11 protein-coding genes are annotated in these 14,771 nt (G+C 42.3%); 8 read left to right on the top strand and 3 right to left on the bottom strand.

From position 1 onward, the window contains the following. Positions 1-91 precede the first annotated feature (91 nt). The 4 genes from NIAKO_RS20755 to NIAKO_RS20740 are packed head-to-tail and all read left to right on the top strand — an operon-like array spanning position 92 to position 5,046. Complete coding sequence (locus NIAKO_RS20755) at positions 92-2,422, top strand: TonB-dependent receptor (RefSeq protein ID WP_014220414.1); 2,331 nt, start codon at positions 92-94, stop codon at positions 2,420-2,422. A gap of 4 nt (positions 2,423-2,426) precedes the next feature. After that, on the top strand, positions 2,427-3,212 hold the full coding sequence (locus tag NIAKO_RS20750; protein ID WP_014220413.1) for a DUF4249 family protein: 786 nt from the start codon (positions 2,427-2,429) through the stop codon (positions 3,210-3,212). Between the two features lie 20 nt (positions 3,213-3,232). Continuing rightward, positions 3,233-4,285, top strand: a complete 1,053-nt coding sequence (locus tag NIAKO_RS37010) for a sensor histidine kinase (protein ID WP_014220412.1) — start codon at positions 3,233-3,235, stop codon at positions 4,283-4,285. Further along, the gene (locus NIAKO_RS20740; protein ID WP_014220411.1) at positions 4,282-5,046 is read left to right on the top strand and encodes a LytR/AlgR family response regulator transcription factor; all 765 of its coding nucleotides are present in this window, start codon (positions 4,282-4,284) and stop codon (positions 5,044-5,046) included. Before NIAKO_RS37010 ends, NIAKO_RS20740 begins: the two co-directional genes overlap by 4 nt. A gap of 67 nt (positions 5,047-5,113) precedes the next feature. Here the strand turns inward: NIAKO_RS20740 and NIAKO_RS20735 are convergent, their stop codons facing one another. The 3 genes from NIAKO_RS20735 to NIAKO_RS20725 all read right to left on the bottom strand — a co-directional run bounded on the left by NIAKO_RS20735 (position 5,114) and on the right by NIAKO_RS20725 (position 7,358). Continuing rightward, positions 5,114-5,551 (bottom strand): PepSY-like domain-containing protein, encoded by a 438-nt coding sequence (locus NIAKO_RS20735; protein ID WP_014220410.1) that lies wholly within the window; start codon positions 5,549-5,551, stop codon positions 5,114-5,116. A gap of 71 nt (positions 5,552-5,622) precedes the next feature. Next, positions 5,623-6,327 (bottom strand): LytR/AlgR family response regulator transcription factor, encoded by a 705-nt coding sequence (locus NIAKO_RS20730; RefSeq protein ID WP_014220409.1) that lies wholly within the window; start codon positions 6,325-6,327, stop codon positions 5,623-5,625. Between the two features lie 5 nt (positions 6,328-6,332). Continuing rightward, positions 6,333-7,358, bottom strand: coding sequence for a sensor histidine kinase (locus tag NIAKO_RS20725; protein ID WP_014220408.1), 1,026 nt, complete (start codon positions 7,356-7,358; stop codon positions 6,333-6,335). A 195-nt stretch (positions 7,359-7,553) separates the two neighbouring features. Between NIAKO_RS20725 and NIAKO_RS20720 the strand changes: the two genes are divergently transcribed. From NIAKO_RS20720 to NIAKO_RS20705, 4 genes are all read left to right on the top strand, one after another. Continuing rightward, positions 7,554-9,728, top strand: a complete 2,175-nt coding sequence (locus tag NIAKO_RS20720) for an outer membrane beta-barrel protein (protein ID WP_165761241.1) — start codon at positions 7,554-7,556, stop codon at positions 9,726-9,728. A gap of 93 nt (positions 9,729-9,821) precedes the next feature. After that, the gene (locus tag NIAKO_RS20715) at positions 9,822-10,523 is read left to right on the top strand and encodes a response regulator transcription factor (RefSeq protein WP_014220406.1); all 702 of its coding nucleotides are present in this window, start codon (positions 9,822-9,824) and stop codon (positions 10,521-10,523) included. Continuing rightward, entirely contained in the window at positions 10,520-11,773 is a 1,254-nt protein-coding gene (locus NIAKO_RS20710) for a sensor histidine kinase (RefSeq protein ID WP_014220405.1), read from the top strand. Before NIAKO_RS20715 ends, NIAKO_RS20710 begins: the two co-directional genes overlap by 4 nt. 129 nt (positions 11,774-11,902) lie before the next feature. After that, a complete protein-coding gene (locus NIAKO_RS20705; RefSeq protein WP_014220404.1) occupies positions 11,903-14,758 on the top strand; it encodes a TonB-dependent receptor in 2,856 nt (951 codons plus the stop codon). The last annotated feature ends 13 nt before the right edge of the window (positions 14,759-14,771 follow it).

Genomic DNA, 14,771 nt, shown 5'->3' with positions numbered 1-14,771 from the left:
GCCCCCGGATTTGTCCACTTCACGGTAAACGGATATTGTCCGCAATTCCGGTTGTTACATTTTTGCGTCATTGAATCAAACCACGATCACAATGGCGAATCACAAAAAAATCAGGGCGCTTGTATTAGTCTTACTTCCACTGGTAATATATGCCCGGCAGCAACCGGGCTTTTCTGTATCCGGAACCATAAAGGATAAAAAGTCGGGAGAAACCTTAAGCGGCGCCAGTGTTGCCTTTCTGCAAAAGGCCGGGTTGGGTGTTGTAACAAACGCTTATGGCTTTTATTCCATCACATTACCCAAAGGGCATTACACCATGGTTATCTCTTTTTCAGGTTATGCAACGGATACTATTGAGTTGGACCTGCAACATAATATGACCGTAAGCAGAAGCCTGGGTACAGGCAATGGTCAATTGCAGGAGGTAGTGGTGGCCGGCAAAAAGGCCACTAATATCTTAAAAACGCCACCTGGTTTACAGCGCCTTTCGATTGAAGAAATTAAAAATGTACCGGTATTGCTGGGAGAAAAGGATATCTTAAAAACCATTCAGTTATTACCCGGTGTTAAGTCGGCGGGCGATGGGAAATCCGGTTTTTATGTAAGAGGTGGAGGAGCCGACCAGAATTTAATCTTACTCGACGAAGCACCCGTATACAATGCCTCGCATTTATTAGGTTTTTTTTCGGTATTCAATGCAGATGCTATCAAAGATGTATCTATCTATAAGGGTGGCATGCCGGCCGCTTATGGCGGGCGGTTGGCTTCAGTGGAAGATATTAAAATGAAGGATGGCAATAATCAAAAATTTTCAGGCAGTGGTGGCATTGGCCTGATCGCTTCACGACTTAACCTGGAGGGACCCATTGTAAAAGATAAAGGCTCATTCACCGTCAGCGGCAGAAGGACCTATGTAGATGTTTTTACGGGTTTGTCAAGTGATACCAATATCAGTGGAAGTAAATTATATTTCTACGACCTGAATATGAAAGCCAACTACCGGCTTGGGAAAAATGACAGGGTATTTTTATCGGGTTATTTTGGCAAGGACGTTTTATCGGTAAAACACAATGGAGGCGTTGACTGGGGTAATTCTACCGCTACCATGCGCTGGAACCATTTGTTTAACGATAAGCTGTTTTCAAACACTTCTCTTATTTACAGTCAGTATAATTACAATACCCAGTTCACCAGCAACAATAATAATGTGCGGGTTACTTCCAGTATTACTGACTATCAGTTAAAACAGGATTTCAATTATTTTTTTAATCCCCGGAACAAATTTGATGTTGGTTTTAATTTTATTTATCATATTACCCAGCCCGGACAGGCCCGCTCTGACCAGGCTTCCAAGTACAACGATATTACGCTTGAAAAAAAGTATGCACTCGAAAACGCCGTATATGCTTCGCACGAATGGAGTGCTACCGGCAAACTAAAAATAATGTATGGTATCCGGCTTAGTGTCCTTACTATTTTAGGACCTGGAAACGTGTATACATATGATAATGCGGGTAATATCCTAACCACTACCTGGTATGATCGTGGTAAAACGGTAAAAACATATGTAAACCCCGAACCGCGTTTGGCGGTCACTTATCAGTTGAATGATATCAGTTCTGTAAAGGTTGCGTATGATCGTAGTGTACAGAACATTCACTTGTTAAATAATTCAACGTCTAACAGCCCAACCAATGTGTATTTGCCAACCAGTAATATTGTGCAGCCACAGCTGGCTGACCAGGTATCAGCCGGTTATTACAGTAATTTTCATAACAGTCAGTATGAATTTTCGTCGGAGGTGTACTATAAAAATTTACAGCATGAGATCGATTATAAGAACAATGCCAACCTGGTAGGGAATAACAATGTGGAGGCCGACTTACTGTTCGGGAAAGGGAGAGCGTATGGTTGGGAGAATTATATCAAGAAAAAGAGCGGCCGGCTAAGTGGTTGGATCAGTTATACCCTTTCACGTACAGAACGGCAGATAAATGGCATAAATAATAATAACTGGTATCCTGCCACGCAGGACCAAACGCACAATATAGCTATTGTTGGTATTTATAAATACAACCACAAATGGACCTTTTCTGCAGCCTGGGTGTACAATACAGGCAATGCGGTTACCTGGCCATCCGGTAAATTTCCCGTAGATGGAGTGCCGGTATATTATTATGCTTCCCGCAATGGCTACCGCCTGCCTGCCTATCACCGGCTCGACCTGGGAGCGACACTTCAATTAAAGAACACGCCTAAATTTCAAAGTGACCTCAATTTTTCTATCTACAATGCTTATGGTTATTCCAATCCATACAGCATCAATTTTCAGAAAGATCCCCAGGACCCTGCTCACACCCAGGTAGTACAAACCACTTTGTTTAAGATGGTGCCAGCTGTTACCTATAATTTTAAATTCTAACAACATGAAGCGCAACCTCATCATAATTGCACTCATTAGTGCTTTTTTGTCTTGCACAAAAACCATCACGCCCAAATTAAATAATGCGCAGGCCCAGATCAATATCCAGGGAGCTGTGAGTGATACTGCCGGACCTTATTTTGTATCCATTGTTAAAACAGTTGGGTTTTATGAAAACAATACATTTCCGGGCGTATCGGGGGCCACGGTAACTATTACAGATTCAACTGCGGGCGTTACCGACGAGCTTACAGAAACTGCCGATGCAGGATTGTATCGCACCTGGAAAATTATGCAGGGTATACCCGGTCATACCTATCTGTTAAATGTATCACTGAATGGCGCCAGGTTTACTGCTTCTTCAACCATGCCGCAACCTGTGCAGCTGGATTCAGTAACTTTTGATCTGAGAGATACCTCAAAAATTAATTCGATCGCCAATTACCAGGATCCCGGTAATACGGTGAACTATTACAAATACAACTTATTGTTGAATGGCGTAAAGGATGATCGCTTTTTAACATTTGACGATCGCTTGTCGAACGGCAGGTACATCCGGGATAAAGTAGATGCCGATACAGGGGAGATCAAAAATAATTACGTGGTGCAGTTAAGTCTTGTGGGTGTTGATGCGGGTGTATATACCTATTTGCACGAAGCAGAAGCGGTAGCTTATGATAACGGCAGCCTGTCGTCGCCTGCTACGCCCACTACCAATATTCATGGCGGATGCCTTGGGTATTTCAGCGCCCAAACTGTAAGCAATAAAACAGCAGTGGTAAAATATTAATAATTAGGTAATTTTATTGTATGCATATCTCCCGGCAAAACAGGCAACTGATCTATATAGCGGGGTTTATAAACCTGTTATTCCTGGTATTGTCTGTTTTGTTTATTTGCTATCTCTGGTACGATAAGGGCGTTTACCCCGAAATAGTACTGAAACTGCTGAAGTTTTTTCTAGCCAATAGCGTTTGCTGGGTAACAGATCTGTTGATCCTGCTTTTCTTTTTACCAATAGTAGCTCACATTAAGTGGGCCAGATGGTTTTTCTATTACTTTCCCAGTTACCTGGTTACCTGTTCTATAGGTTTGTTGATTGCGAATTCCCCGGTTTACCGTTTTTTGAGCGATGAGCCAATGCAATCGCCCATTTCGGGACCGCTTATCTTTGTAGCTTGTTTTAATACGCTATCACTGATCGCTATTGAGCTAATTCAATCCCGGTCAGAACAGGCCAATATCCAACTGGCGTATGCCAATATGCAGGCTGAAAATTCACGGCTGCGGGTAAAAAGCCTGGAGGCACAACATGAAAAACTAAAAAGCCAGTTACATCCACATTTTTTATTCAATTCATTGACGGCGTTAAAATCACTGATCCATAAAGATCCTGTGCTGGCTGAAGACTACCTGGTGAAACTTTCTTCCTTTTTACGTTTCTCCATTTCACACAACGAACAACATATTGTTTCCCTGGAAGAAGAATTAAAGTTTTCCAGCTACTACCTCGAAATGCAAAAAATAAGATTCAGAGATGCGCTGGTATACACGGTTAATATTCCCGCAACAGATCTGCAAAATGCTTTTCTGCCTGTTTTTTCTTTACAGTTAACGATCGAAAATGCCATCAAACATAACCGGCTTACCCAGGAGCGCCCGCTATATATCAATATCAATTACATGGAGTCTGGCTGGATCCTCGTAGAAAATAACATTCAGGAAAAATTGTATGCAGATCGTGGAGATGGTGTTGGCTTAAAAAATTTATCCGACCGGTATAAATTGCTGTCACAGGAGGATATCCATATTGTGAATGATAGCCAGTTTTTTAAGGTGCATTTAAAAGTTATTAGACCATGAATATTGTAATTATAGAAGACGAGCTGCTTACTTCAGAAGACCTGGCCGAACTGCTTGTTCGCATCGATAACAATACCAATATTGTTGCGATCCTTGATTCCGTTAAAAATGCAACAGCTTTTTTACAACGGTCCCCTCCCGTTGACCTGATCTTATCAGATATTCAATTGGGGGATGGGTTAAGTTTTGAGGTATTCAAATCAGTAACGATCCCGGCGCCGGTTATTTTTTGTACGGCATACGACGAGTATGCCCTGGAAGCCTTTCGAAGCAATGGTGTCGATTATGTATTAAAGCCCTATACAGAACAGTCTATTCGTACTTCTATTGATAAATTTCGGCGGTTGAAGGATCATTTTTTGCCAAAGGAACAGGTTTATGAAAAAATTATCCAGGCAATAACCGGTCATATAACTGGTAAAAGAAAAACCAATTCAATCCTGGTACATCATCGTGATAAGGTGTTGCCTATTGGATTGGAGCAAGCGGCATTTTTCTACATTCATAATGAGCTTACCTGCCTGCAATGTTTTGATAACAGGAATTTCATCATTGAACAATCGTTAGATGAACTGGAAGAATTGTGTGGAGCTGCCTTCTTTCGTATTAACCGGCAGTACCTCTTGAACAGGCGGGCTATACTTGATGCCAGTCACATTCAACATCGAAAGTACATCGTTAACCTTTCTATACCATTCAAAGAAGCCCTGGTAGTTAGCAAGAACAGGGTTCGTATTTTTTTAGAATGGCTGACACAATAGTTCCAGATGTGAAATGTAAAAAGCCTGCTACTGAAAAGTAGACAGGCTTTTGCTGATATCTGCAACCTTAATCTTTTGCCTCTTTAATAAACTTCCCGTTCTTATCAAAGATCACGTCCTTCTTATTTACTTCCGCTTCATAGTTTATTTCGCCATTGGCTTTCGTGATCTTAGCCGCTTCTTTAATCTCCGTTTTGTAGTGTTCTTTAACATAGGTAACAATGCCGGCTGGGAGCTCATTTGGTTCAATTTCAACTTCGGTTTCTTTTAACTCACCGCTGCTGCTGTATACAGCCGACATTTCTTTTTTTCCATCCATGAAGTTAACTTCAAAGTCGGAGCCTTCTTTGCCCCATTTTGTTTTGGTGGCAGTGGGATAGCTCTTTTTAAAAGCGGCTTCTGCGGCAGATGGTACTTCCACTTTTTCTTTTTTCTCCTTTTTTTCCTGGCAAAAACCGGTAGCGGCAATCAATAGAATTCCTGAAACTAAGAAATACTTTTTCATAGCTTAATAATAATTGAGTTTAATAATTATAAGCTAATATAAAAAGTGATTCTGTTGTCTTTTGGTAGTTGTTATAATCCTAATGCTTTCAAAAAAGGTTCTTTATAATTCACTCCAATGGGTATCTGTATTTTCAGAATTTCTACAGTATTACCCGTTATATGATCAATCTTCGATTTGTTGATGATGAATGAGCGGTGTACCCTAATGAACAGCTCTGCTGGCAGCAGGGACTCAAACGCCGAGAAGGACATGTTGGGCAGCAGGATTTGATCGGTACAGACTATTTTGGTATAGTTTCCTTTTGCTTCTGCAAACAGAATGTCGTTGTATAAGAGTTTGTAAATTTTACCATCGGCTTTTATAAAGAAATAGTCATTGGGTGTGATGGGCCTGTTTTCGTTTACCGGGTTAGAGGTCGTCTTTGGTTTTTCGGTGGCCTTGTCAACTGCCATAATGAACCTTTCGAGTGAGAATGGTTTTACCAGGTAATCGCAGGCGGCGAGTTCAAAAGCGTCCACTGCGTATTCCTTATAAGCCGTGATAAAAATTACCTGCGGCCGGTTTTTTAGGGTGCGTAAAAAGCTGATGCCATCCAGTACCGGCATGTGTACGTCCAGGAACAGGATATCGATGGGGTTTTGCAACAGGATGTCCTTTGCTTCAAACACATTGCCGCAACTGCCCAGTACCCGCAGCTGGGGCAAATGGCTGCAGTAATTTATTATTATATCCCGCGCAATAGGTTCGTCGTCTACGACAAGACAGTTAAACATACCTGTTATTTAGTTTTTAAGCGAAGTTGAACAATGTACATATTGTCTGCGATAAACTGATCGAGTTTATAATTTTCCTCATACAACAGGTTGAGCCGCCTGATGGTGTTGGGAAGCCCAAGGCCGGAACTGGCCTGGCTGATGCTGTTTTCATGTTTTAATTCATTGTATGAGTTCCTAACTGAAAATACAATAAAATTACCGGTAACAGTCAGGTCTATCTCAATATAGATTTTTTCATCCAGGGTGTTCCGGGCATGTTTAAAGGCGTTTTCGATAAACACGATCAGGATCATAGGCGCAATCATGATGGCCGGGTCTTTTATAGTTTCTATCCCGGTTTGTAACACCAGCCGGTCGCTTAATCTCAGCTTTTCAAAGCTGATATAATTATTAATATATTCCAGTTCTTCCGTTACAGGTACAAACAGTTTTTTGGTATCGTACACTGAATAACGCAACAGGCTGCTTAGTTTTAATAACAGGGCAGGTACCCGTTCGTGTTGGGTTATTGAAATGCCATAGATATTGTTCAGGGTATTAAACAGAAAATGCGGGCTCAATTGGGATTGCAGCAGGTCTAATTCGCTTTGTTTTTGTTCGGCGGTTATCCGGGCTTCCTGGATTTGTTTTTGAATGGAGGCCCGGATCAGCTTTATAAAAATACCCATTACAAGGCCTATAATAAGGAAGGGCAGGGTAGTAACGGAAAATTCTATTATGTCTCCGGGCGAATCAAAGATCTTTTTTGCAACCAACGGCCAGGTAATGATGATCGCCATTAATGCCAAAACTGTATACAGGCTGAAATGAAACGGTTTATTGCGCAGATAGAATTGTACGCAAAGCGCTCTGCCGGTGTAAATACAGACCAGGAAGAAAAGACAAGCAAAAGTGGTTAAACCGATTTTTTGCAGAATAAAATGGTAGTAATAATACATGCCCGTTATTACCAGCATTACTACACCCATACTAAAAATGGCGTGGATGACCAGGGCTTCGCTTACAATTTTTCGGGACGCAATACGCATATCATAAAGATCGCGATTGTTTTTGCAAACCCGGTTATGAAATGTTGGACACCGGGAAATCTGGTTTGGACAGGCAAAAACGGGTGATGAATTTTTAAGCCCGGAATGGACGTTATTCAACCCGGTTTTACCAGTATTCGACACAACAATTTTATGGGATGCATGCCGCAAATAAAATTTGTAAAAACAAATAGCATGAAATCCCTTATTCCAATTCTAACAATGATTCTTTTATTTGTGCTGACCAATACGGGCAACGCTCAGGTTAAAGACACAAGCAAGGCTTTAAAAGAAGTAACAGTTACGGCTAAAATGCCACTAATTAAACATAAGGTAGATCGAATAATAGTAAACGTAGATGGGATGATAACAGCTGCCGGCAGTAATGCCCTGGAGGTATTATCAAAAAGCCCGGGGGTATTTGTTGACATTGATGGCAATATTCAATTGAATGGAAAGGGTGGGGTGCTGGTGCTCATCGATGATAAACCTACGTATCTATCAGCGCAGGACCTGGCGGCGTATTTGCGCTCCCTGCCTGCGGGAATTATTGATAAGATTGAACTGATAAGCAATCCACCTGCCCGCTACGATGCATCGGGTAGTGCTGTTATAAACATTCAACTGAAGAAGAACAAGACCCCGGGTTTTAATGGAAACATAAGTATTGGTTATAACCAGGGCGCATATGCCAGAAGCAACGATGCCCTGAACATCAATTACCGGCATAAGAAGGTGAATGTATTTAGTAATCTTAGTTATTCAAGAGACGCAGGGTATACTACAGAAAACGGCCGGCGGAATTATTCTACTGGTTCAACCACTTTGCTCAACAAAAATTATAATTATTTTTCTAATGGGTATAATTTGCGGGCAGGTATAGATTATTATGTTTCTGGCAAAACTACCCTCGGTATTTTATTAACGGGTGGCATCAGACCCAGGTCAGATCAACTGAATTATAACAGTGACCAGGTAAGCACCGGTCAAAAGCCAGATTCTACAGCGCTCGGTCACACCGCTGGTGATTACCAATGGTACAGCAGCGGCGTTAATCTTAACCTGCTGCACCGGATAAACAAAAAGGGCGCATCGATCACCGGCGATCTTGATTATGTGAACATCCATGTAAATGGCAGTCAGTATTTGTTAACCAACGTGTACCAGGTAGATGGGAGTCTCAGCAGCGCCAATGATATTATGTACCGGTTGCCTGCAGATATCAATATCTGGTCGGCCAAAACAGACTACAACCTGCCCCTGAAAGGTAATGTTAGTCTTGAAGCAGGATATAAATCTTCCTGGGTAAGTACCGATTATAATAACAGCTGGTTTGAAAAAGCGGGAAGCAATTATTTACCCGATTATGGCCGCTCAGATCATTTCATGTATAAAGAAAATATCAATGCGCTGTATATAAGCGCAGCTAAAGAATGGAAACACTGGGCTATCAAAGGGGGATTGAGAATGGAGAATACACGAATGCATGGCCAACAGCCCGGCAATATGGTTATTGCCGATTCGGCTTTTAAAAGAAATTACACCAATTTTTTCCCTTCGTTTTATTTTTCCTGGAAAGCCGATACATCGGGTCGTCACACTTTCACCATCAGTTACACTACCAGGATCCGCCGGCCAAGTTACCAGCAATTAAATCCCTTTCTTTTTTATAATGACCGGTACTCCTATACAACAGGGAATCCGGGATTGAGACCTCAAAATTTATATGCCGTTGAATTGAAATATGATTATAAAAGTATTTTCGGGGTTGAACTGGCTTACCTGAAGGTCAACAACCTTATTCAGTCTATAGTACAACCTGTTGGCGATGTGTTTGTGACCCGCCCTGATAATTTTGGCATTAATTATTCATTCAATATTGTTTCCTGGTTCTCGGCCGATGTAGTGAAAGACTGGCATGTGAATGCAAAGCTTATTGTATTTCATTTGATCAATAAAGGAATGGCAGATGATCAAATTGTGAATAATAGTATCAATTCCGGTGAACTGGAGATAAGCAACGAGCTTCGCCTGTCGAAAAAATGGAGTGCAGAACTAAGCGGGCTGTATGCCAGCAGTCATTTACAGGGGCAAACGAAAACCGACCCGTTTCTGACATTGAATGGCGGCATACAGAAAATGATCCTGAAAGAAAAAGGGACACTAAAGCTAAGCGTCAATGATATCTTTCAGGGTATGATCAGACGCGATCATATTACAACCGCAGAAATACTTTCCCAACGCAGAGTTGAAACAGATACACGCAGAATTGGGATCGCTTTTTCTTATCGTTTTGGGAAAGATACCAATAACAGGAAACGTAATCACAATACCGGCGGAGCGGCCGAAGAACAGGGGAGGGTAAATTGAGTGGCTGGCTTCAGAATTTCTACAGGATTGCCCATTTCTTTTAAGGGTGGCCTCCCTGCTATAACCCGAGCGCTTCCCGTTTAAATATTTTGCATGAAACTATTGGTTATTGAAGATCAGATGGAATTATCCAGGAGCATCTGTGCCTATCTTAAAAAGGATAATTTCATTTGTGAACCCGCTTATAATTTTAACGATGCCATGGAGCGGATCCAGACAAAAAATTACGATTGCATTTTGTTGGACATATCATTGCCAATGACCAATGGACAGATGGGAAACGGCTTACAGATCCTGAGTGAATTAAAAGAAATGGGCAAGGTAGACGGAGTGCTGATCATCTCGGCGAAAAATTCATTAAATGATAAACTGGAAGGGCTAAACCTGGGGGCGGATGATTATTTAAGCAAACCCTTTCATTTACCGGAGCTTTCTGCCCGCATCAACGCCATCATTCGCCGTAAATCTTTTGACGGTAAAAATAAAATAATGGCCGGCGACCTGGTGATCCATCTCCAGGATAAAATAGTAAAAGGCGTAAAAGGAGATATTGATCTCACCCGTAAGGAATACGAACTACTGGTGTATTTTGCCAGTAACATAAATAAGGTAGTAACCAAAGAGGCCATTGTGGAGCATTTGTGGGGCGAACAAATTGATTTGAATGATAACCACGATTTTATTTATACTCACCTGAAAAATCTCCGTAAAAAACTCGTGTCGGCAGGTTGTGCCGACAATATCAAGGTAGTGTATGGCATGGGTTATAAGTTCACCGTAAACGAACAGCCATGAAATTATTAACCCGCTACTCGCTGATCAACGTGTTGGTAATGGTGGTTATTTTTTTTGTTTCCAGTCTTACGTTGTACTTCTTTATCAAAATAATCCTGCTGCGGGAAATAGATGGCGACCTGGGTGGTATTGAAGATAAAATAAAGGAGTATGTAAACGAGTACCATACGCTGCCCCGGTTATATGCGCTTGATGAAGAACAGATAAATTTCTACCCGGCAGGAAAAAGCATACCTGCCAAAGAGTTTGGAACGGTGATGCTGTATAGTAACCGCGAAAAGAAATTGCACAACTTCAGGAAGATGGCTTTCCCGCTGAAGTTTAATGACAGCTGGTACCGGGTAACAGTAGCCAAACCATTGGAAGGCATGCGGCATCTTTCGCATACTTTATTAACCATTTCGGTACTTACCATTTTAATAACCATCCTGATCGCGATTGTAATAAACAGGTTTTTATTAAAGCGGCTTTGGAAACCTTTTTATCAGTCGCTGGATGTGATGCGGAATTTTAAACTGGGCAAAACCGGTACACCCATTTTCCCCAAAACAACCATCAACGAGTTCGCTTTTATGAATGAAAGCCTGTTGATGGCCACTGAAAAAGCCGAACACGATTACCTGTTGTTACGGGAGTTCACCGAGAACGCCTCCCACGAAATACAAACACCCTTATCAATTATCAGGTCTAAACTGGATATGATCATCCAGGAAGAAGACCTTTCCCAAAAACAAAGTGAGCTTGCCCGGAGCGCTTTTACCGCAGTTAAAAAACTGACCCGGTTAAACCAGTCGTTATTGCTGCTGGCAAAAATTGAGAACCACCAGTTTGAAGCCACGCAGGTAATAAACCTGAAATCGAAGATTGAAGAAAAGCTGGATCAGTTTACTGAGCTGTGGGAAAGCCAGCATATAAATGCCGCCTGGGAACTGGAAGAGGTGACGGTGTTTATAAACCCCGAGTTATTGGATATTCTGCTGAACAATTTATTGAGCAACGCCAGTAACCACAACATTCCGTATGGGCATATTTTTATCAAATTGGAAGGGACAAAATTAGTTATCAGTAATACCGGGTATGCCGGTGCTTTAGACCAGAAACGCCTTTTCTCCCGGTTCTATAAACAATCATTGAACAGCAACCATAATGGGCTGGGATTGTCCATTGTAAAACAGATTGCCCGGGTTTCCCTGATTGACATCAATTATTTATTCGCCAATGGTTTGCACTCCTTCGTATTGAATTGGTGATTCTGATTTTTTTCTGAGGATACTTTTACTTTACAATTAAGGAAACGTAATGAAAGCATTAATTCGTAAAAGCCGGTAACACAGGCTGTTGTTGTCCCTGTATTTTTGCAGCACAATCAAAAAATAGCGATGACCAATTGCGCACATTACCGGAAACTAATTGCTGTTGTTTCATTTTTATTTACTGCTACCGCAGTGTTTGCGGGTACTATCAAAGGCCATGTGTATGATGGACTCACCAAAGAGCAATTGATTGGCGCCAACGTAGTGATCAAACATGAATTAAAAAAAGTAGTTACTTCCCTGGATGGAGGCTTTACATTCAAGGGCCTTGAGAACGGTACCTACGAATTGAAAATATCATATGTAGGCTATGCCGAAGTAGACACCACCATTGTAATTGCCGGAGCAGAGGTGCGCGAGTTTAATATATATCTTTTCCCACAGGGTGTAACCTTGTCGGAGGTTACCAAGTCCGCAGCAAAGGACGGTAGTACAGACCAATATGCCCAGAAGAGAGAACAGTTTGCAAATAATATTGTCAATATCGTTTCATCCAAAACCATTGCCATTTCACCCGATATTACCGTTGCCAATGTGATGCAGCGTATCTCGGGCATGTCAATTGAACGCAGCAGTACCGGTGACGGCCAGCATGCCATCATTCGCGGGATGGATAAAAGATATAACACCACACTGGTAAATGGCATCAAGATCCCGAGTCCGGATAACCGCAACCGATATGTGCCCCTGGATATATTTCCCGCCGACCTGTTAGACCGGATAGAAGTTATCAAATCACTCACGCCCGACCTGGAAGGCGATGCTACCGGTGGCGTAATGAACCTGGTGATGCGGAGTGCGCCCAGTCATTTTATTGCAGAGGGGAATGTGGGTACAGGCTACAGCCAGCTTTTTTTGAACCGGGATTTTCATTCATTTAAAAAGGCAGGTGTAAATAGTAAATCGCCAATTGAGCTGTCAGGGCCCGGCGTGTATGCACCGGTAGGGGCGTTCCCCTATAATAACCTGGTGACAGATGCGTCAAAACCGCCAATAAATAAAAACGTAAACCTTACGCTGGGCAACCGGTTCCTGCATAATAAACTCGGTGTTATAATAGCCGGCAGTTATCAAAATACTTACCGGGGAAGTAATTCGCAGATCTTACAGCAAAGCGCTACGGTTCCACCGGCGCCTAATGATCATATAGCCCAGCAGCCAGCTGTTTCTGATGATTTTTACCGGGAGTACAATTCCCGCGTCGACCGCTCAGGTGTTGAAGCCAAAGTTGATTATGCCTTTAATAAAAATAACTCCATCAGTCTTTTTGCCACGCACCTGCAGTTGAACGAAAGAAGGGTGCGGATAACCAGCGATACGTTGTTGGGCGGCTATACACTCCCTAATGATTTCATAGGGCCCTATGCCATCCATACCAAAACCGAAACGCGCAGCGACCTGCAATCCATCAATAACATTACGCTCCAGGGCAGCAATGCATTATTGGAAGGGTTGACCACCGATTGGTCGTTGACCGCTGCTTTGGCTAAAAGGGAGGTTCCGGATATTGCCGAGTTTTCTGTAGGGCAAAAAGTAACGCCCAATGCCGGCACGGGTACCTATACTTTAGGGACCCTGCAAACTGAAGATGAATCGCGCGAGTGGATCCATAACACCGATAAAGACCTGGCCGGGTATTTGAATTTCCATTACAAGGCAAACATCTCCGGTAAAACGGAGTTGATCAGTTTTGGCGGCATGTACCGGCATAAAGAAAGAGACAACTTCGACAATTCGTACATCCTGACACCTGTAAACGATAAGGACTCTGTTTACCAGAAATTCATCTCTATTCCTGATTCTAAATTCCAGTTCATTCCCGCCAATGGTGCGTTGGGTAATGCTTCGCAGAACCCGGGTATCTATCATGCGTATGAAAATGTATATGCAGCCTATGGCATGTTGAAATATCAGCTCACCAGCCGGTTTGAATTAATAGGTGGTTTACGGGTTGAGAATACGCATCAGAATTATATGTCATCGCTGAACGATGCGTTGCCCGGAAAATCGGCCGATATCAACTTTATGGATTTCCTGCCCAGCGTACAGGGTAAATATGCTTTCAGTAAAATCAAAGACATTCGCTTTTCTTACTTCAGGTCTATCTTCCGACCGGCCTTTGCCGACCTGATCCCATTCCCTGACAAAAGCGGTTCCAACGATACGTATTTGGTAGAAGGCAATCCATACATCAAGCATACGGTGATTGATAATTTCGATGTTCGTTATGAGTTATTTCCCAAGGGGCTCGACCAGTTTATGATCGGCGCATTTTACAAACTCATCAACAATCCTATTGAGTATGCATTTGCCCCTTATTCAACCACCAGTGGTAACTATGGCGCTACACCCATCCTATCACCACAAAACTTCGGCACTGCCAACAACTTTGGGGTAGAACTGGTTTTCAGAAAGTACTTTGGCAACTTTGGCGTATCGGGTAATTATACCTTCACCAACTCGGTGATCAATGCCACCAAGTTGTATGTGTACCTGACGCCAGACAATACCACTAAGTTTACCAATGTGCCCGATCGCCGGCCATTGCAGGGTCAAAGCGCACACATCGGTAATTTCTCCTTATTATATAAAAGCGCGAAAAATAAAACCGACGCGCAGCTGGCGTTGGTGTATACCGGTGAAAGGATCAACACCCTTTCTCAATACAAAGGTTTCGACAACTGGGAAAAACCCACCACCAATCTCGACTTTTCGGCCCAACACCAGTTTGGCAAGCATTATATCCTGTATGTAAAAGCAAATAACCTGTTGAATACCCCATTCAGGTTGGTTATAAAGCAGCATAACAATGCTTATCATACCAAAACCCAATTACCGTTCCAGGAAAGCACCGACTATATGACCGTTCAATACGACCGGTACTATGCTTCCTATTCAATAGGATTCAGATTTAAATTCTAAAATATAAATTCCA

This window comes from Niastella koreensis GR20-10 (assembly GCF_000246855.1).
Taxonomy (GTDB): Bacteria; Bacteroidota; Bacteroidia; order Chitinophagales; family Chitinophagaceae; genus Niastella; species Niastella koreensis.
This window is presented reverse-complemented; position numbering and strand designations above follow the sequence as displayed.

Bases quoted from the DNA above. Each gene is read 5' to 3' on its own strand.
- NIAKO_RS20755 (WP_014220414.1), top strand. From the start codon at position 92: ATGGCGAATCACAAAAAAATCAGGGCGCTTGTATTAGTCTTACTTCCA.
- NIAKO_RS20750 (WP_014220413.1), top strand. From the start codon at position 2,427: ATGAAGCGCAACCTCATCATAATTGCACTCATTAGTGCTTTTTTGTCT.
- NIAKO_RS37010 (WP_014220412.1), top strand. From the start codon at position 3,233: ATGCATATCTCCCGGCAAAACAGGCAACTGATCTATATAGCGGGGTTT.
- NIAKO_RS20740 (WP_014220411.1), top strand. From the start codon at position 4,282: ATGAATATTGTAATTATAGAAGACGAGCTGCTTACTTCAGAAGACCTG.
- NIAKO_RS20735 (WP_014220410.1), bottom strand. From the start codon at position 5,551: ATGAAAAAGTATTTCTTAGTTTCAGGAATTCTATTGATTGCCGCTACC.
- NIAKO_RS20730 (WP_014220409.1), bottom strand. From the start codon at position 6,327: ATGTTTAACTGTCTTGTCGTAGACGACGAACCTATTGCGCGGGATATA.
- NIAKO_RS20725 (WP_014220408.1), bottom strand. From the start codon at position 7,358: ATGCGTATTGCGTCCCGAAAAATTGTAAGCGAAGCCCTGGTCATCCAC.
- NIAKO_RS20720 (WP_165761241.1), top strand. From the start codon at position 7,554: ATGAAATCCCTTATTCCAATTCTAACAATGATTCTTTTATTTGTGCTG.
- NIAKO_RS20715 (WP_014220406.1), top strand. From the start codon at position 9,822: ATGAAACTATTGGTTATTGAAGATCAGATGGAATTATCCAGGAGCATC.
- NIAKO_RS20710 (WP_014220405.1), top strand. From the start codon at position 10,520: ATGAAATTATTAACCCGCTACTCGCTGATCAACGTGTTGGTAATGGTG.
- NIAKO_RS20705 (WP_014220404.1), top strand. From the start codon at position 11,903: ATGACCAATTGCGCACATTACCGGAAACTAATTGCTGTTGTTTCATTT.